This window comes from Sphingobacterium thalpophilum (assembly GCF_038396785.1).
GTDB classification, from domain to species: domain Bacteria; phylum Bacteroidota; class Bacteroidia; order Sphingobacteriales; family Sphingobacteriaceae; genus Sphingobacterium; species Sphingobacterium thalpophilum_A.
In genome coordinates, this window is record NZ_CP151087.1 from 3,209,489 (window position 1) to 3,229,337 (window position 19,849).

At 38.8% G+C, this 19,849-nt stretch carries 13 protein-coding genes; 2 read left to right on the plus strand and 11 right to left on the minus strand.

Going from position 1 to position 19,849, the window contains the following annotated elements; translation table 11 throughout:
* Nucleotides 1-11 precede the first annotated feature (11 nt).
* The 7 genes from AACH28_RS14230 to AACH28_RS14260 all read right to left on the minus strand — a co-directional run bounded on the left by AACH28_RS14230 (nucleotide 12) and on the right by AACH28_RS14260 (nucleotide 12,059).
* On the minus strand, nucleotides 12-3,266 hold the full coding sequence (locus AACH28_RS14230) for a TonB-dependent receptor (protein WP_341830797.1): 3,255 nt from the start codon (nucleotides 3,264-3,266) through the stop codon (nucleotides 12-14).
* Nucleotides 3,267-3,424: 158 nt separating this feature from the next.
* Nucleotides 3,425-4,126 (minus strand): response regulator transcription factor, encoded by a 702-nt coding sequence (locus AACH28_RS14235; protein WP_341830798.1) that lies wholly within the window; start codon nucleotides 4,124-4,126, stop codon nucleotides 3,425-3,427.
* Entirely contained in the window at nucleotides 4,127-5,449 is a 1,323-nt protein-coding gene (locus AACH28_RS14240) for a HAMP domain-containing sensor histidine kinase (RefSeq protein WP_341830799.1), read from the minus strand.
* An 88-nt stretch (nucleotides 5,450-5,537) separates the two neighbouring features.
* Nucleotides 5,538-7,832 carry a GH92 family glycosyl hydrolase gene (locus tag AACH28_RS14245; RefSeq protein WP_341830800.1) on the minus strand — a complete coding sequence of 765 codons (2,295 nt, stop codon included), beginning with the start codon at nucleotides 7,830-7,832 and terminating at the stop codon, nucleotides 5,538-5,540.
* 10 nt (nucleotides 7,833-7,842) lie between these two features.
* A complete protein-coding gene (locus tag AACH28_RS14250; RefSeq protein WP_341830801.1) occupies nucleotides 7,843-8,565 on the minus strand; it encodes a basic secretory protein-like protein in 723 nt (240 codons plus the stop codon).
* 10 nt (nucleotides 8,566-8,575) lie between these two features.
* Nucleotides 8,576-10,924, minus strand: a complete 2,349-nt coding sequence (locus tag AACH28_RS14255) for a GH92 family glycosyl hydrolase (RefSeq protein WP_075990749.1) — start codon at nucleotides 10,922-10,924, stop codon at nucleotides 8,576-8,578.
* A gap of 148 nt (nucleotides 10,925-11,072) precedes the next feature.
* Entirely contained in the window at nucleotides 11,073-12,059 is a 987-nt protein-coding gene (locus tag AACH28_RS14260; protein ID WP_341830802.1) for a LacI family DNA-binding transcriptional regulator, read from the minus strand.
* Between the two features lie 417 nt (nucleotides 12,060-12,476).
* Between AACH28_RS14260 and AACH28_RS14265 the strand changes: the two genes are divergently transcribed.
* Together AACH28_RS14265 and AACH28_RS14270 are read left to right on the plus strand one after the other, a co-directional pair.
* The gene (locus tag AACH28_RS14265) at nucleotides 12,477-13,745 is read left to right on the plus strand and encodes an arylsulfatase (RefSeq protein ID WP_341830803.1); all 1,269 of its coding nucleotides are present in this window, start codon (nucleotides 12,477-12,479) and stop codon (nucleotides 13,743-13,745) included.
* Complete coding sequence (locus AACH28_RS14270; protein WP_341830804.1) at nucleotides 13,735-13,911, plus strand: hypothetical protein; 177 nt, start codon at nucleotides 13,735-13,737, stop codon at nucleotides 13,909-13,911. Before AACH28_RS14265 ends, AACH28_RS14270 begins: the two co-directional genes overlap by 11 nt.
* Before the next feature lie 209 nt (nucleotides 13,912-14,120).
* Here the strand turns inward: AACH28_RS14270 and AACH28_RS14275 are convergent, their stop codons facing one another.
* The 4 genes from AACH28_RS14275 to AACH28_RS14290 all read right to left on the minus strand — a co-directional run bounded on the left by AACH28_RS14275 (nucleotide 14,121) and on the right by AACH28_RS14290 (nucleotide 19,727).
* Complete coding sequence (locus tag AACH28_RS14275) at nucleotides 14,121-16,598, minus strand: phosphocholine-specific phospholipase C (protein ID WP_341830805.1); 2,478 nt, start codon at nucleotides 16,596-16,598, stop codon at nucleotides 14,121-14,123.
* A 142-nt stretch (nucleotides 16,599-16,740) separates the two neighbouring features.
* A complete protein-coding gene (locus AACH28_RS14280) occupies nucleotides 16,741-16,908 on the minus strand; it encodes a hypothetical protein (protein WP_341830806.1) in 168 nt (55 codons plus the stop codon).
* Between the two features lie 275 nt (nucleotides 16,909-17,183).
* Nucleotides 17,184-18,767, minus strand: a complete 1,584-nt coding sequence (locus AACH28_RS14285) for a DUF3843 family protein (RefSeq protein ID WP_201639788.1) — start codon at nucleotides 18,765-18,767, stop codon at nucleotides 17,184-17,186.
* 162 nt (nucleotides 18,768-18,929) lie between these two features.
* Nucleotides 18,930-19,727 carry a tyrosine-protein phosphatase gene (locus AACH28_RS14290; protein WP_112374014.1) on the minus strand — a complete coding sequence of 266 codons (798 nt, stop codon included), beginning with the start codon at nucleotides 19,725-19,727 and terminating at the stop codon, nucleotides 18,930-18,932.
* Between the last annotated feature and the right edge of the window lie 122 nt (nucleotides 19,728-19,849).

The window sequence follows — 19,849 nt, forward strand, 5'->3', positions numbered from 1 at the left end:
CATTCATAAGGTTAGAAATTAAGATTTATTCCAAAGTTGTAGACTTTGAGAATCGGGTACCAATAACCGCTCGTATTTCCCATCTCAGGATCTATACTTAAATCCTTTAAACCTGACCAGGTAAACAGGTTCATCCCTTGCGCATAAACGCGTAATTGGTTCAAACCAATTTTTTTAATAAGATCTTTCGGTAAATTATAACCAATCTCTATATTTTTGAGCCTTAAATATTTAGCATCATATAAAAACAAACTACTGTTGCTATTTTTATTATTCTCGGAATTGCCAATATGTAGAGCGGGGTAAGTAGCAGTTTCGGCCGTTTCCGGTGTCCAACGTCCCATATGAATTGGTCGAACGGAGCCGAGTTTATCTTGATCAAAAGTCGGGAAATCCCACACAGCCGCATCTTTCAATAAAATTGAAGAATTTAACGCTCCTTGAAACAAAAGACTAAAATCAAAACCCTTGTATTGCAGAGATATTGGTAGACCAAATTGAATCTCCGGGCTCCTAGGATTTCCCATCACTGTGCGATCCCCTAAATCTGTAATTTTACCATCACCGTTCAAATCCTTATATACGACATCGCCTGGTCCTACTGTTCCCCAAGGTTGAAAATTACTCTGATTTAATTTGTCCGCCTCGGCCTGATCTCTAACGAAGTGATCGAAAACATAGACAAAATTTTCATAAAGTCGTTTACCTGTTGCTTGCCTGTATTCATATAGTCGCGGAACCTCTTGTCGGTAGATCAACTTATTTCTGGAAAAGGTGAAATTAGGTTTCAGAGAGAATCTGAAATTATCCCCAATCATATCTGAATAACTCATCTCAATATCAATACCACGGTTGCGGACCTTTCCAATATTGATCAGCGGAGAGCCTTTACCAACTACGCCAGGAAAACCAATGTCATCCGCCCCCAGTTCAGTAATAATATCATAACGATAATCTTCAAAAACATCAATACTAAAGTTCATCTTATTCTTTAAAAAGCCCATATCAAGACCGATATTGGTTTTTCTAGATTTCTCCCATGTTATATTTTCGTTTGCCAGGCGTCCTTCACGAAGGCCACTTAGTCCATTGTTAAAATTCTGTTCCCCAAAACTATAACCATCTCCTCCCTGAAAAAATGCGAGATATCCGAATCGAGCGTCACCTGGCATTTTATCATTACCCACAAGCCCCATCGAGGCCCTCAGCTTTAAAAAGCTAAGCCAGTCTTTGGTATTCGACATAAATTTCTCCTTGCTAACCACCCAACCCAATGCTCCAGCCGGGAAAAATCCATAACGTTTTCCCTCTATAAAATTTTCGGATCCATTGTAACCAAAGTTAAATTCCGCCAAATATTTTTCTAGATAATTATAGGTAAACTGTCCTGTCATACCTTGATAACGGATATCAACACTGGCTCTTGAATTCTCCGCATCATAGACAGACTGGCTCGAGCGATTGAAAAGCAACATTCCAGTAACATTGTGTTTATCTTTAAATAGACGGTTATAGTTTATTTTTCCTTGAATGAAAGTTCTATTAAAAGGACTACTTTGTGTAAATGAATTTCCAACAGTTTGATCTACCCTATATTTGTTCCCATTTTTATAAGTACCCTCATAGTATTGCGGATTCATAAAAAGATCGATACCATCTGTAGGCTGAAAAGTCGCATAATTGGGATATACCCTATATCCTTCACTATAGGTACCCAGCTCGCGTCTGACCCATTGTTGCTCTCTAGCATCATAGGAAAATATTCCGTCAACAGAAAGTCCCTTGGTAATAAAATCCATATTCCAGCCGGCAGCGAAACTTCCTTCCAAATAGGTGTTTTTTTCTGTATGATATCCTGACCTAGTCAACTCCCCAAGAACATTAAATCGGTAAATTTGATTACCAAACAACAAGCCCGAGGGATTATTCAGCAGATATCCCTGTGTAGAAGGTTGGCTATTGGGTTCGAGAATGATGGGCAAATACGGGGGCTGTGTCATTGCTAGAGTCATCAATCTACTTGCGGAAGTTCCAGGTGAAGTTCGATTGGTAATACGAGCACCTAAATTGAGTTTTACCCACAAGTTTTTAGTAATGTTGACATCAATATTGGACCTAAAATTATAGCGCTGAAATTTAGGAGAAACATTATATTTAGATAAGTCAACATGGTCATAATTATTATCTTGTCCCATATAACCGCCCATCACAAAATATTTCGCAATATCATTACCACCCCTTATTGATAGATTATATTCGTGCTGAGGTGCAGTTCTAAAAATATAATCGAAATAGTCCCAGTTATAACCTAACCCGTCCGAATTATCACCCTTTGCCCTTCGAAAATTGTCTATAGCATCCTGACTAAATAATTTCAAGTTATCGATATTTCCACCAGACAGCTTCGCATCATTCATTAACGCTTCATTGTAGAGAGTCGCGTAATCTGCAGATCCCAAAAGCTTCGGCAATTGTGCAGGCGTATTTAGTCCATAAGACGCTTTGAAGTCTACGGTTGCTTTATCGGCGGATTGTCCTCGTTTTGTGGTAACAACGATAACCCCATTCGCTCCACGAATTCCGTAGGGTGCCGTAGCTGCTGCATCCTTCAAAATGGAAACAGTCTCAATTTCGTCTGGAGCCAAATAGCTCATATCGCGTTCAATTCCATCCACAATTACAATGGGGGATTGATTACCATAAGTTGACTTACCACGAATAAACAATTCTGAACGATCTACTCCTGGCTCTCCTCCAGCATATTGGTTGACAACCAGTCCTGGTAATCTTCCTGCAAGCATGTTATTAATATTTGCTGCAGGACTCTGTACAAGATCCTTAGTCGTAATCGTTGCGACGGCGCCAACAACATTTCTTTTCTTCTGTGTTGTGTATCCAACAACCACAACATCCTCTAGTGCTTTTACATCTTCTACTAGGCTAACCTGTAACGTTGACCTTCCGCCCGCCACAATTTGTTGAGGCTGAAAACCAATATACGAGAAGGTCAATACCGCATCCTTATAGGGAATTTCTATTCGATATCGACCTGATGCATCTGTTTTCGTTGATTTGCCACTCGCCTTAACCACAATGGTGACACCTTGCAAAACTTTCCCTGTCGAACTGTTTAAAACTGTTCCCTCTACAATAATACCCTCTTGTTGGAAACTGAAGTGGCTAGACGCAGCTTTCAATTCGGTCCACAAATTGAACGTGCTACACACCGAAAGCGTAAAAAATAATGGAATTACCTTTCTTTTCATAAATAATAATTAATGATTGGTTTACTAATACAAAAATTGGTCATCAATTAGTTATTCCTTTGGAATGAACATCTCCAAAGAAATCAACCTTAAGCTGATAAACTAATTCGTTTTAGTAAAATTAAAAAGAAAGAAAAGAGAAAGTTGTTAATCGATTGTTAATGACAATTATTGAAATCGACCTCTAAAATAAATCCCACCTTATAAACAGTTTTAATAGCAACATACCGCGATCTTTTCAGCATTTTTCTAATCTTACATATAAAAACATCAAGACTTCGTCCCAAAAAATAATCGTTATCTCCCCAAAGAGCAAGTAAGATCTCTTCTCTTTTCAAAACAATATTCGGTTTGCTTGCTAAGAAAGTCCAAAGTTCAAATTCACGTGGTGATACAACCTGCCGAGATTTATCATTAAATTCTATTGCAAGTAAATTACGGTCAAGTTTAATGTCACCAATATTGAGTTGTAATTGACAAACAACAGGCTGCTTAACCATATAATTTTGAAGTTTCAGAGACAATTCTTCAACATCAAACGGTTTTGTTATGTAATCATTGCCCCCTAGACGGAGGCCCTTTAATCGATCTGGTTTAGACAGTCTTGCTGTAAGAAAAAGCACAAACTGGTTTTTATTTAACTGAGAAATATATTCAACGAATTGAAACCCATCCCAGTTGGGAAGTTGTATATCTACTACAAGGATATCATATTTATTAATCTTATAATAAGATATTCCCTCTTCAGCAGACATTGCATGACAAACATCAAATCCGAAATTTGACAGATAATCTATGAGCATTGTCGCTAAATCAAGATCATCTTCAATCAGCAATATATGTCCATATTTTGGTATCATCTATTTTATTATTGGTATTGAAATAGAAAATATTGTTCCAGGTTGGCTATCTGATTTAACGTCAATTTTCCATCTATGAATCCGCATGACTTCCTTTACGAAAAAAAGCCCCAGGCCCAGCCCATTTGAAGAAGCTTCTTGTTTACCCCGATATCCCTTCGTGAAAATATACGGCAATTGGTTATGTGAAATACCTATTCCATTGTCTTGTACAGTCATCACCACCGTATCTCTAGCGCCAATACTCAAACGAATATGAATATGCTTTATTCGCTCTTTATTATACTTCAGGCCATTATCGACCAAATTGTTTACCGCGGTAACAAACATAAATGGGTTGACAAGCACCCTAGCCTCTTTAACGTTTTGATCCACTAAGATTTGAATCGTCGCACTTTCTGATACTAAAATCGCAAGATCTTGTTCTAATTGATCCAAAAGTTCTGCCAAAAAGTGTTCTTCGAGAACCACCTCTTCCTGATTAAACACGCTCAAATCAATAGCCTTGTTAACTAATCGATCCAAACGGTTTACCTGACGCATCAACGTATCCAAAGTTGTTGCCATTTTTAGTCTATCTTCTTTAGAAACCTTTACCACCAAGTTAGTTAAACCAATTCGTATGGTTGTCAATGGTGTATTGAATTCATGGGTGACATTGTTAATAAAGTCAGAAGCCATTTCCGCCATTCTTTTTTGCTTTATCCAGCTACTATATGTCATCAAATACAACCAAACAATACCAGTTATACAGCAGCCCGATAGTAATAATAATGGTAAAATGGCTTTTAATACAGAAAAATTTGTATCAATATTCCCAACATACAACGTAAAAGCCACACGGTTCGACATCTTACTATTTGCGGTTATTGCAATCGACGATACGATATTGTCTTTGTCAATAAACCGAAATTCCCCTCCAATAGGAATATGCTGATCTTTGCCAAAGTCCAGGATTGGTATAAAGGTCTTCGCATCAAAAGTCACCGAAATATCTCTCAACACAATGGCATAACCAAAGCCTTCACCCAAATTGACTTCGGATCTGATGACCTGGAATAGGCTATCCATCGCAGGATGATTTCGAAGCCTCATTATCAAGGTCTTCGCGATACTATCTTTCAGACTATTGAAAGCATTTCTATCGTCTTGATAATAAGATCTCAGACGAACTAAATGAGGCATTAAGGTTGAATCGACAAGTTTCTGTCCGCCCGGGAATATCTTATCGTTGGAAATATGCTTATCGTAAACAACCTTAATTTCCTTTTTTTCTTTTTGAAATAGTTCGCCTCTTTTGATCTCATATGATCTTGCAATCATGAGATACTGTAATATCAAAAACAAAACTAAGCAACAGATAGCTATCCATTTATATACACCTGACCGTCTCATTTTTGCAAACAGACTATTATTTGTTCGGTTTATTGCTCATCTCAAAGATTAATTCACCGCCATTTATAATGCTACTATAGGGCAATAGAAAATCAGCCAATTTCCGTCCATTTAAAGAAACGGATTTAACGTAAACATTCTTCTCAGACTGGTTACGGGCAACTATAGAAAGACTGCGCCCATTTTCAAGATTAATCTTTGCCGATTTTACCAAAGGACTGCCAATCCAATAATTATCTTCCCCAGGTGCCACTGGGTAGAAGCCTAATGCAGTAAATAAATACCAAGCAGACATTTGTCCACAGTCATCATTTCCCCCTAAACCCGCATGACCATTATGATACTGATTCCGTATGATTTGTCTTACACGTGCCTGGGTTTTCCAGGGACTATTGGTTATATTGTACAAGTATGCCACATGATGTGAAGGCTCATTTCCATGCACGTAATTTCCGATAATGCCATCGCGGGTAATATCCTCCGTATGTTCAAAATATTTATCCGGTAATTCCATGGTAAACAGGGAATCCAAATAAGACTCTAAACGTTTTTTGCCTCCCATTAATGTCATCATTTCAGTAGGTTGATGCGGTACATACAGGCTGTAATTCCATGAATTCCCTTCAATAAATCCTTGTCCATGTGTATCCAAAACATCAAATTTCTCCTGAAATTTACCCACCGAATTCTTCGGACGCATAAATCCAATGGAGGAATCATAGAGTGATTTCCAGCTTTCAGCTCTTTTGGAAAAAGTCGTGTAAATATCCTCTTTTCCCAATTTTTTCGCCAATTGCGCTATGCACCAATCGTCATACGCATATTCCAATGTATTAGAAACTGATGTTCCCGATAAATCTGCAGGAACATATCCCTTATCTATGTAAGCCCCAATCCCCTCATACTGACGTGTATTTGCCGTTTGTACGCAAGCCGCTAGAGCAGCTTCCGCATCACCTTTGTAAACGCCCTTAAGTATTGCGTCAACAATAACAGACACCGAATGATAGCCACTCATACACCAATTATCATTCGCATAATGCGACCAAATCGGCAACATTTTCAATACACTCTGATCATAATGAGCCATCATGGATGCCACAATATCTGCATTACGAGAGGGGTTTATTAGATTCAACAGCGGATGAAAGGCCCTAAAGGTATCCCATAAAGAAAATGAGGTATAATTCGTAAAGCCTTCAGCACGGTGCACCTCCTGGTCCAACCCTTTATACTCACCATTGCTGTCCATATACACCGTCGGCATTAAGCTTGCATGGTACATAGCTGTATAAAAATTAACAAGGTCTTCCTTGTTCAACATTTCAGCTTCTATCTTATGCAGCTCCTTTTCCCAAGCTTCTTGGCCTTTCTTAACGTAGCCATCAAAATTCCAGTCCGGAGCCTCAGCCTCCATATTGGCCAATGCATTCTTCATGCTTACTGGACTTAAAGCTACTTTCAGAAGGATGGCTTCTTGTGCTTTTGTATCAAAATCCAAGTGTAGCTTAATATTGTGCGCTGCAAGGTCGGGGAAATTATTTTGTTGATCAAACTTACGCCAGAAACCATTATACACAGATTTTCCATCTTCATATTTGGCGCCATAATTCTTAAAAGCTTTTGAGGTCTTTATTGCAAAGTATACGGTGCGCGTTCTCGACCAACCGTTTGTCTGACGGTAGCCTACCAGGGTTGAATCGTTCAAGACCTTGACAACGGTCCAAACATTCTTGCCATCATAATTATAAATCCCAGCAGTTAGATCTACGATAAGATGTGAAGCGTCAGACTCTTTGAATGTATAACGGTGGAGCCCTACACGTGTTGTAGTCGTTAATTCAGCCTTAATCTGATGTTTATCCAGTAGAACACTGTAATAATTGGCCTCAGCTCGCTCATTGGCATGTGAGTAGGATGATCGATAACCGTCTTGCGGTCGATCAGCTGTACCCGGATTCAATTGAACTTTTCCTTGTGTCGGCATGATCTGTATATCACCAAGATCGGAGTGACCAGTGCCACTAAAATGTGTATGACTAAACCCGACAATCGTCGGATCATCATACTGATAACCAGCACAATATTTATAAACATCACCGTTGTACCGTCCATTGACAGCATAAGATAATGTATCCGTATCAGGACTTAATTGTACAGCACCGAATGGAACTGTCGCCCCCGGAAAAGTATGTCCCATTTTCGCCGTTCCGATGAGTGGTTTGACATACTGAACTAATTTAGTTTCTTGTGCCTTTAATAGATATGGGACACTAATTAATCCCAAAAAGACTAAACTTCTGATATTCATCGCTTATGAATTATAGTGTGGGATTTTGGCTATAATCGGCCCATAGCTCATCAATAGTTTTACCCGTCTCCACTTTCCAAAAAGCATCACTATAGCTTTTGCTACGCATCGCCGCATCCAATTTTTTGACAAAATCCTTCTTTATATGTAGATTGATCCAGTACAAAAAGCGCGCTGTAATACGATAAGAATCTGTGTATTTCTGCTTTTCGTTATATTCTGGCAGCTTCCAATTTGCTCCCGCATTATCTATTCCATCATCAAATCGCACAAAATCGGCTATCCCCTCGGTAATCCACCAAGGGCCCGCCCCGTCGGGGTATGCTTGGACAATATGCATTACCTCATGGGTAACCACATCAATATCGCCCGGATTTTTGGCAAACCAAGCTGGACTGTAACGGACAATCCCACCCGCTGTCGCTGCCACACCTTTATAGTCAGGATCAATAACGAAAGACACCTTTTTTATGGTCTTTTTATTATATTTCTTGGCTAGTTTAGGGTAGTTTGTAAAATATGCTCCCACCAATCTTTCTTTTAAAGGAGCACTAAAATCTTTGTCTTTATTTATCCAAATCAGGGTGTATCCACCTTTACTGATACTATCAACATCCACAGCCACTTTGCGGTCGTTTTCTGTATGTTTCCAGTTGTCCTGCGCGAAAAGTGAACATGAGTATGCCAGGCCAAATACGGTAACAACTACTTTTAAGTTTTTAAAGTTTATCATAACCCAATGATTATTTCTTTTTGTTCGATTTCAACTTGATATTTGTTTGCAAATCCGTTGTCATTGAATAAGGCACTGAATTTTTGGACGATCCCCTCGTATAATTGGGTTTTGCCGCCATGTCAAAATTAAGTGTACCGCCTTCATGCAATGCTTTGTGACTTAACCAGTTTTTACCATAATCCTTACCATTCATTTGCAATGTGTTTACATATACATTTTCAGCTGAGTTCTTCGGTGCATCAATGGTCAATGTCTTACCATTTTCAAATGTTAGGGTCGCTTTTTTAAATAATGGAGCTCCCAGCACATATTCATCCGTCGCCGGACAAACCGGATAGAATCCAAGCGCTGAAAAAACATACCATGCAGAGGTTTGACCATTATCTTCATCGCCACAATAGCCATCAGGTGTAGGCTTATACATTCGGTCCATCACTTGACGCACCCAATATTGTGTTTTCCAAGGTTGGCCAGCGTAATTGTACAAATATGGCATATGCTGAATTGGCTGATTACCATGTGCATATTGCCCCATATTCGCAACCTGCATTTCACGTATTTCATGGATAATACCACCATAATAGCTATCGTCGAAATCTGGGGACTGAACAAACACCGAATCCAACATGCTCACAAAAGTCTTCTCTCCGCCCATCAGATCGATCAGCCCCTGAACATCGTGAAATACGCTCCACGAATAATGCCAGCTATTTCCTTCTGTGAATGCGTCACCCCATTTCAATGGATTAAAAGGAGCCTGGAATTTTCCATCTTTATTCTTTCCACGCATAAGATTGGTCGATGGATCAAATAAATTCTTATAGTTTTGTGCACGCTTAGCATACAAATCAATTTCAGCCTTCGGACGGTTCAATGCTTTTGCCAATTGGTAGATCGTGAAATCGTCATAGGCATATTCCAATGTACGTGCTGCATTTTCATTGATTTTAACATCATATGGTACATAACCCAAACTATTGTAATATTCAACGCCTTTTCTTCCAACAGCACTCATCGGTCCTTCATTATTAGCACCGTGTTGTAAAGCCTCGTATAACTTATTGATATCATAACCGCGCAATCCCTTCATATAAGCATCCGAAACCACCGAAGCAGAGTTATTACCCACCATGATATCAGCATACCCCGGACTGCTCCATTCAGGAAGAAAGCCTCCTTCTAAATAGGCATTGAGAAGACCTTCCTGCATTTCCTTATTAATGGAAGGATACATAAAATTTAAGAATGGGTACAACGCCCTAAAAGTGTCCCAAAAACCTGTTCCTCCAAATAAATAACCAGGAAGTGTTTTTCCATTATATGGACTGTAATGTACAGCCTTTCCTTGCGCATCAATTTCATATAACTTGTTCGGGAAAAATAAAGTCCGATACATGGTCGAATAAAACGTGCGCAACTGATCGATATCATCACCTTCTACTTTAATTTTCCCTAAGGTCGAATTCCAGATCTGACGTCCGTCTTCTTTTATTTGATCAAAAGATTTGTTACCTAACTCATTTAAGTTTAATAAGGCTTGTTCGGCACTGATAAAGGAAGACGCTACTTTCACCTGCACTGGTTTCGTTTTGTCTTTTACCTTAAACCCGACGATTGCACCAGTGTGATCACCTTTGATCTGAAGTTGCCCATCCTTCTTCTCTTTGCCTTCCCAAGTAGCGACACTTGCAAAAGGTTGATCAAAAACCAAAACAAAATAATTCTTGAAATTAGCTGGCAGTGGGCCGCGTGCATATTTCGAAGAATAGCCAATGATCATATTTTTTTCTGGAATAATCTGAACTTCAGACCCCTTTTCATAAGCATCCAAAACAATATAAGCATCGTCTGTTTTATTAAACGAGATCCTAAACATGGCTGCGCGTTCTGTTGGTGTCATCTCTGCAGTCACATCGTGATCCGCTAGATAAACCGAATAATAATACGGTTTTACAATCTCCGCTTTATGCGAAAACCAGCTCGCACGCTCGTCTTGATCAAATACAGGCTTTCCAGTTACAGGCATGATAGAAAAAACACCGTAATCATTCATCCAGGGTGATGGCTGGTGAGTCTGTTTTAATCCACGAATCTTATCAGCGGTATATTGATACTGCCATCCGTCGCCATTTTTTCCTGTTTGTGGTGTCCACATATTCATTCCCCAAGGTCTCGCAATCGAGGGATAGGTGTTACCATTGGACAACTCAAATTTGGATTCGGTACCCATTAATGGATTAACAAGATCGACAGCTTCTAGCTGCTGTCCTCTAAATTTCTGAGCCAAAACCGGTTTTGCGTAAAACAAACCCAAAGACAATAACGACCCTAGAAAAACACTTAAAGATTTCTTCATTATTTAGGATATATAAAAATATTTCTACTAAAACGTATTAGTAAAGATATAAAAAAGAATATTAAATCAAAATAAAGACCTGGAATTGGACAAACACGTCTTATGATTTTTACAATTCAATTTCTATATATTCATTTGCTGTCCCATTTTAGCGTCGCATCAATTTCGTTGAGATGATATATTCTTTCGGTGTGGATATCCCCTGATCTATTTCCTTTAACAAAACTTTTACACAAGTTTTAGCCAGAGCTTCCAATGGTTGTTGAATACAGGAAATCTTAGGATTCAAAATATCAAATAATTCATGGTCATCAAAAGAAAACATCGGAAAATTATAGCTATTCTCAGGTGCCGACCGTAATACCTTCAATCCGAGAATACAAAGATAATTTGTGGTAAAAAATAGACCATCTAAGCCTATCTGCTTAGCTGCCCAATTTTTCAACATACGTGAACCGTTCTGCTTCAGGTGCTGATAAGGCAATTGCAGTATGCGAGGTTCCATTCCGTATGTGTCACAAAAATCCAAATAAGCACGCTTACGCGCCAGCATTTGTGGTTGATCCGAATCGATGGTTACCAACCCAAAATTTCTACAACCAATAGATTTCAAATAGTCACATGCATTCTTCCCACTAACTTCATTGTCAATATGTACATAATGGGTTTCCACTGTTGGAGAATTTCTATCAAAAACGACCAACGGAACCTTATGTTCCAATATTTTGCGCTGATATTCTTCCAGATCTACTGTCGGAGCCAAAATAATACCTTCCACTTTCTTTTCCAACATCGAATCGATGATATCGCGTGCATTTTGCGAATCTCCAAGCGTACTACTGTAGAGGACGTGATAATCTTTCTTTCGGAACAATTCCTCTACATACAATGCAAATGGACCAAAAAAAGAATCCCCAATATTTTCTACAATTAGACCAATGGTATTTGACCGCCCCGTTGCTAAACTCTTAGCGAGAGCATTGGGCTTATAGCCAACTTTTTCAACGTATGCAAGTACGCGGCTTTCCAATTCCTTGCTAATGCGTGCTCGCTCGGCTTTGTGATTGATGACTAACGAAACAGTTGATTTAGACACATTGAGTTCCTGTGCTATTTCTTTAATTGATTTGGCCATAAGAGCATTTTCATAAAATTAGGGTGAAATTAGAAAATAAATATGAACATATCGGAGATTACAATTGATAGCACACACTAAATTATTACACAATCGTATGCGTAGGCAGCAAAAACGAACAGATTATCCTATTAAGGCTCTTTCATTACCGTTGTTATCCCTCCACGAGTGCGAGCCAATACAATCAAAAAGATATTTTTGACTAAATTTAACGCTCATTCTTTTTAGAGTAATACTTCTTTAAAATAGAAGTATTACTCTAAAGAACAAACGAACCATTATAAATAAATTTAAATAGGTCCATACAATTAAATAGGACCACCTGACTGTTTTAATGGATTAAGTTGAACTGCGATATAAACTAGTGGACAATCTTAGCGAAGAAAAAAATTAATTTAAAGAAATAACCGAATGCAAATGAAAACATCTTTTATGTTATCTCTTCTTTTGACTCTAGCCTCTCTTGCTATAGCTCAAAAGAAAGACCAGAGACCGAATATTGTACTTATTATGGCAGATGATCTTGGTTATGGAGACCTTGGTGTTTACGGTCAGCAAAAAATTGCAACGAGGCATATCGATTCATTGGCTGCCAAAGGGATGAAATTTGACAACTTCTACGCTGGTACATCGGTGTGCGCTCCCTCGCGATCATCTTTAATGACAGGACAGCATACTGGTCACACCTATGTAAGGGGTAACAAAGAAATTGAGCCCGAAGGACAACAACCGCTAGCCGACTCTGTACAAACTTTTGCTATGCTTCTACAACAGGCAGGATATACAACCGGTGCGTTTGGAAAATGGGGACTTGGCATGGTCCATACAACAGGTGCTCCTGATCAAAAAGGATTCGATGAATTCTATGGCTATAACTGCCAACGTCAATCCCATCGCTACTACCCAACTCACCTCTGGCATAATAACGAAAGGATAGAACTCCACGGCAATGGTTTAATGGCCCAAGGACAGTATGCACCAGCATTAATCCAAGAGAAGACCTTAGAATTTATTGATAAAAATAGTGAGAAACCTTTTTTCCTATATGTACCTACCGTGCTTCCTCACGCCGAGTTGTCTGGTCCGGACGACAAATATTACCAACTATATGCCAACAGGTTTGACGAAAAGCCACATAAAGGCAATGACTATGGACCGCAAGCTACGGTTACTGGCTACGCTTCGGTAAAAAAACATCATGCCATGTATGCGAGTATGGTAAGCCGTATGGATGCTTATGTCGGTCAAATTGTTGATCGGTTACGCGAAAACAAGCTATTGGATAATACAATTATCATTTTTACAAGCGACAACGGATCGCACAAAGAAGGCGGAGCCGATCCCAATTTTTTCAATAGCTCTGGCGGGTTACGCGGCAACAAACGCGACCTCTATGAAGGTGGCATCAAGACCCCTTTCATTGTTTATTGGCATGGTAAAGTTGCCGAAGGGAAAACCTCAAACTACCTGGGCGCTTTTTGGGATATTATGCCGACGATGGTCGAGCTTGCCGGGACAAAAAAACCGCATTATACAGACGGAATTTCATTTTTACCAACGCTGCTAGGTAAAAACAAGCAACAAAAACAGCACCAATACCTGTACTGGGAATTTCATGAAGATGGGGGGGCGTCAAGCCCTGCGCCAAGGAGATTGGAAACTTATCTTACAAAAAGTGACAAGTAGCCAACCTACAGCCGAACTATATAATCTCAAACAAGATCCAAAAGAACAACACAATATTGCCCAGGAAAACCCAACGAAAGTAAAAGAATTACGTCAGCTGATTGAAAAAGCGCATGTCGAAAGTGATATTTTCCCATTAACAAGTGTAAATATGCACATAAAATAAGGTTTGGGGAGTAGCAAACTGAGCGTTATTTTCCCCAAAAAACATTAAAATTCCGGAAAGTATAGCAACAGGAAAAAGATACCAAGAAATAGAAATGATTGACTTCCTATACAGGCACAAAAAAAGATCCTAGCCCACTGTAGAACTAGGATCGTATAGATAAAGAAGTACCGCCAACAGATACCATTTATCAATGAATCGTTAGCTTATTATCCCAACTGAGGGTCAGTTTTCGAATGATTACCCGTTTCCACACGCCCCGCAAACTGGCGTTCAAATTTGGTTCCCCCCACGTGCAAAGTAACATCATACCAACCATGGGTTTTATGAGATTCCACAATCCACTTCGTAGATTTCCCTGCCGCAAGTACAATAGATTTCTTCCAGGTGCTGTAAGCATTATCTTCTACATGTACATGAAATGATTTTTCCCCTTTGTTATGGATCTCCAGTACAAGATTACCCGTCAAAAGACCTTTCTTCCCGATTTGATAGGTCGCTCCAACAGATAAGGGTTCCTCCTGTCCTTTAAATCCGCGCATAAAACCATTAGGTCCGTACACAGTCAAATCGTAAAGGTGATCTTTAAAGTCCGCCAAGTTCCAGTCAAAGCTTAGTTCCTGACCAGCAACAACTGCAAATGGCCAAAATTTCACTCCGTCTTTATAACTCGGGCCACTATAGACATTAAATGGGCTATTTAGCGATTTACTACCAAATACCTTATTGCCAACTTCTAGTGTCAGATGAATCTGATTGTGTTCCTTAGCAAAAGAGTCTTTGACATAAAGCTCGTAAGCCAACGCGCTGGAGTTTTTCTGACCTTTCTCCTGTCTTGCCAGTAAAGTGGAATGACCTTTAGACCGCAATCCTGCGGCATCCTCTTTCGACCAAACATGAAAATTATTAGGTAGCGGTTTCGATTTCGCTTCATCAATCGCATAAATCTGCTGATTCCGATCAAGGAAAGGCAAATCAACAGCATTCGCTCCCTCAGCTTTCCGAAATATCGATGTCAAATCACCTGTAATGGCCCGGCGCCAAGAGCTGATATTCTCCTCTTTTACCTGCTTGCGCAACTTTTTCTCAAAGAAATGCTCCATAAACTGAATCGTCGATGTGATATCGCAAATCTCCGAATTGACCCAACCGCCTTTTGACCAAGGTGACGCCACAATCAAAGGTACGCGGTAACCGAGCCCCACTGGGCCTTCCGTTGCATTATCTTTTTCTTCACCGTCGGCAAGCTCCTGTGCTAAACTCACATATTCACCGCTATAATCCAATTCCGGAGAGGTCTTTCCTGAATGGCTATCTGCTGGATTAGGTGCTACAAAAGGAGGAATATGGTCAAAATAACCATCATTCTCATCATAGTTCAGAATAAAAATGGTTTTCTTCCAGACTTCTGGATTCTCTGTCAGAATATTCAAAAGCTCTGATACATACCAAGCTCCATACATAGGGGCGCTCGGGTGATCTGAGAAGCTTTGTGGTGCTACAAGCCAAGACACTGCCGGTAACTTTCCAGATTTCACATCATGTCTAAATTGGTGTAAAACATCTCCCTTAGGAACAGTAATCTTTTCACCTTCATGTGTCACCACGCTTGTCTCGCGATAGAAAGAATCACCCTCGTTCGTCTGAAAAGCGCGTTCATGCAAGGCACGCTGTTCTTTAGGAAGCTGCTGAAAAGCATGATCCGTAAGACGTGCCAAATGTTTTTGATAGCTATTCAGCTGCTCCTGCTTCTGCTTGAGTTTATTCTGTGTTTTTTGTACACTCTCGGTATTATTATTCGCTAGTGCTTTTTCAAGTTCTTGAATCTCCGCTGGTAATTCAGCAACACGTTTACGCATAAAATCAAGATGGCTTTTCTTGAATTCAATATGATATTGTGCAAACCATTCCAAATTGTTGTCTGTAAAATTTCCCAACAGATCCTCACCGTTTAAGCCACTTTCTATGCTGACTTCATTTTGGTAGACTTTCCAGGAGATCCCTGCTTCTTCCAAGCGTTCCGGAAAAGTCTTCCAATGTGCCCAACGGTTAAAATAGATATCTGAATTCCGCACCAATGGCTTCGCCCCTTTATGCGGCACACAGGTTCCCGTCCAAAAGAAATGCCTATTGGTTGTTGTACCTGTAATAGACGAACAGAAGTGCTGGTCACAGATTGTAAAGGCATCAGCCAATGCATAATAAAAAGGGATATCCTCCCGTGTATAATAACCCATTGTCAACGGAATCTCTCTCAAGACCTTTCCTCCTGGTCTTTTCGCTTCAATCCAGTTGTCGTGTTTTCCCTGATTACGGGCTGCCATTTGGTTTTCCCAGGAATGTGGTAAATTTCCGGTCCAGGCAGCGTTTGAGTTTTTGATATCCAGTCGGAACGGCGAATAAGTCTTACCTGCAGCCGACGACTGCAACCATACGGGATTACCGCTAGGCAATTTAATCGCCCGTGGATCATTAAATCCCCTAACCCCGCGAAGGGTTCCAAAACTATGATCAAAAGAACGATTCTCTTGCATTAATAAGACAATATGTTCGGCATCTAAAAAGGTACTTCCTGTTATAGGTTCAATCGCCAATGCACGCTGTATGGCATCTGGCATAGCACTCTGTAAGCCAAAAACACCAGCTAACAATGAAGCTTTCTTGATAAAATCTCTTCTGCTATCCATAAATAAATTTGTTATCTCTCTACTAAATTCAATGGTCTGAGTCGAATATATCCATTCGCTGTCGTTTTTAATGTAACGTTTTTAATAAAAATCCCCGCAAACGATTGAACTCATGTACGGGGATTGTTTTTTTTCGAAGGACTTATTTCAAAAGCCACATCAATTGGTTGATCTCATCATTGCCTTTATATTGGCGTTGCATTGCCTCGTCCAAATTTGCAGAATTATAATTGTTCTCTAATGATGGGTAACGCCACCGCATCGGTATTTTATCCGGAGCATTCTTCATCACATATAATTGATCATACAAGTTTAGTGAGAATTTTTTAAAATATGCCCATGAAATACGTAGGATGTGTGGCATGTAAGCTCAAGCAATATAAGTGGTAACAATTTAATTATAATGAATTTATATTAAATTAACACTAGTATCATGGGGTTTTCGATCAACAAAATAATAGCCAGAAGACCGCGCAATCTTATACAACAAAGAATAGCCTGACTTAAATACATAAAAAAGTTCCATTGCAGGTAGACAATGGAACTTTTTATGTATTCCTATAGTTCTTTAGTCGACTACACAAGTTATTTTAACAACGGAAATGGTCCCAAAAAATAAGTTCCTCGCTTATAGAAACGGAGAAAGAAATCAAGCACCGCATCGTTCACTGGAAAGAAGAACTGCTTATCCACCTCCGCCTTAAATAGATTAACATAGTACTTCGGCAACTCACTTGGGAAGAAATCTTCAACCAAAAGATTCAAAAAATACCGTGCATAAGGTACCTCACTTTGATCATCTTTCTGTACAAAGTTGTTATTCTTTAATGGAAAAAATTCCGCTATACCGCCAAAAACTTCTAAACCCGTTTTTGGATTAAAGAATACCGTAACTTGGGCATCTTCCGTAAGATCCAAATTTGATTCTGGAAGTGGAGATTCTTCTTTGCTCGGGTATTTTTGTTGATACTTCTTAAAGAAATCTGTTGCAAACTCCTTCACTTCTTTTCCTTCCATAAACGCAACAGCCGCCTTATGTTCTGACTGGAACAATTTGCCCATATCTTTCAGCTGCTTTTCCGTTTTCTTCAAACTCTTATCCTTACCATTCAAGGCCTCAATGCGATAAGTCATCTCATACTGCTCCGGTAAATCAAAATTTACCTCATCGGTATTCACAACGGTCATGATTCCAGAGAGATTCCAAGCATCTTTCCATGGCACAATTTCCATATAGAAAGATAAGGTTTCCGTAGGTTCAACAAATTGCTGTATAGAGTCCTTAAAGATTTTAAATGCTGTCTTTGTACCGATATGTTTTACATGCACATAAAGCTCGTCCGCTTTTACATATTCAAAAAAACTATTAATACGATTACCTAAAGTTTTGACAATACCATATAGCGCATGTTCTTTGCCAACCACCTCAGCTACAAATTCAGATGCCTTCAATGCAAACAGATGCAGTCTGTAATTATTGAAATGGTTATCTCGAACGCGATAGATCATCTGTTGTAACTGATTCTGATCGTGTTGATATCGCCCTATCTCCGCAACTTGCATCAAATGATTGAGATTGGTGTTATATTCACCCGCTGTCAGGTAATTTGTGGCAACAAGCTTTTCAATAAAATTACGGACTTCAAAATAGTTCGCCCCTTCGTCCAAAACATATTCTAGTTTTAACTTTTCATTTTCAGGAGCAACTTCATAATGTTCTTCCAAGATTGAATAGGCCAAATCTGTAACCAATTGGATCAAACGACCACGGGGATCAATAAATAAATGTGGATTACGTTCACTGAAAAATAACCAGGTCAATACAGCTATATCTTCACTATTAATATCCTCAGCATAATAATCCGTTAGGTCATTATCATTATAAAAAGGCAAAAGTTGATTGTATAGTTCTGTATGGATCGTTCTAAAAGCAGCAAAAATTCCTGTTTTCGCAATAACGTCTTCTAAGTAACACGTTAGATAGATACTCAATGTCTTTAAAGCATCGGTATGGATGAGATCATTTGTCTCTTGCTCCTCAAACCATAGTGTAGATAAACTATCATTGATTTCATTTGCAACGCGTAAGTAATAACTATCTATTTCGTTTGTTTTTTGATAAGTATGGTGTGCTATCCAGTCTTGAATAAAAATTCTGTTTCCTCTCATATGAAAAATGCTAAAACCAAAAGTAGCCAAATTTTCGAAATATCCATACGGGCAAAACACAAGATAGCAGAAATAGGACTCACTATTCGCCACTTTTCTTAACAACAAAATATATTAAGACGAATTAGACTAATTATTTTAGGAATAATAACTTCAAAACTACTAACCAGCAACGTTCACACTATCAAGTGTTAAGTGATCTTGAAGCGACGAGTTAATTATATTACAAGTTTTAAGTAAATCTCTAACAGGATATTTTGCAACGACCTCTTCCAATGCAACTAGATGGCGTTGGTGATGAGTATCTGTTCCGACAAAATCATACATACCCGATTTGATCATGGTTAATGCAGCAGATTTAACTTCAACACCGTAATAACGACTTATCGATAACAAATTTAATTGTAGCATACATCCTGCATCCTTAATCTGCTTATACATATTAAAATTATAATGATAATAGTTATAACGCTCCGGGTGAGCTAAAATTGGTTTATATCCCAAATTCTGAATATCAAGGATAGTTTTAAATAACGCTCTAGACTCTTGAAGATATGACATTTCAATAAGCACATAACCGCCCGGCATTACACACAACTCATTTGAACCGATTAATTTCTCAATCCCATCATCTACCATATGTTCAGCAGCATGAAATATCTCTGGAGAATTTGGTATCTTTTTCAATTCTTTGACCAACAAATCCTTTGATTTTTCAATTGTACTCAAAGTGTTAGGATGAACACCTTCTATTATATGCGGCGTACAGATAAATTTATCAAATCCCATTCTGTTTAAGCCTTTAATTAACTCTATCGACTGATCAACAGATTGACTTCCATCATCAATTCCTGGTAAAATATGGTTATGCATATCGACCTCTAGAAAGGCTAATTTTCCTACAACCTTTATCTTTGAATCCTTTTTCTTGCCCGTAAACAATTTTGACAATATCCCCATATACTAATCAAATAATTTTAAAGTAATTTAATAGAAACTACAAATATAACGGAAAACATAAACAAAACGCTACAGTTAAACATAATTTATTTAAAAAACCAATTCCTTTCTATAGAAAAAAC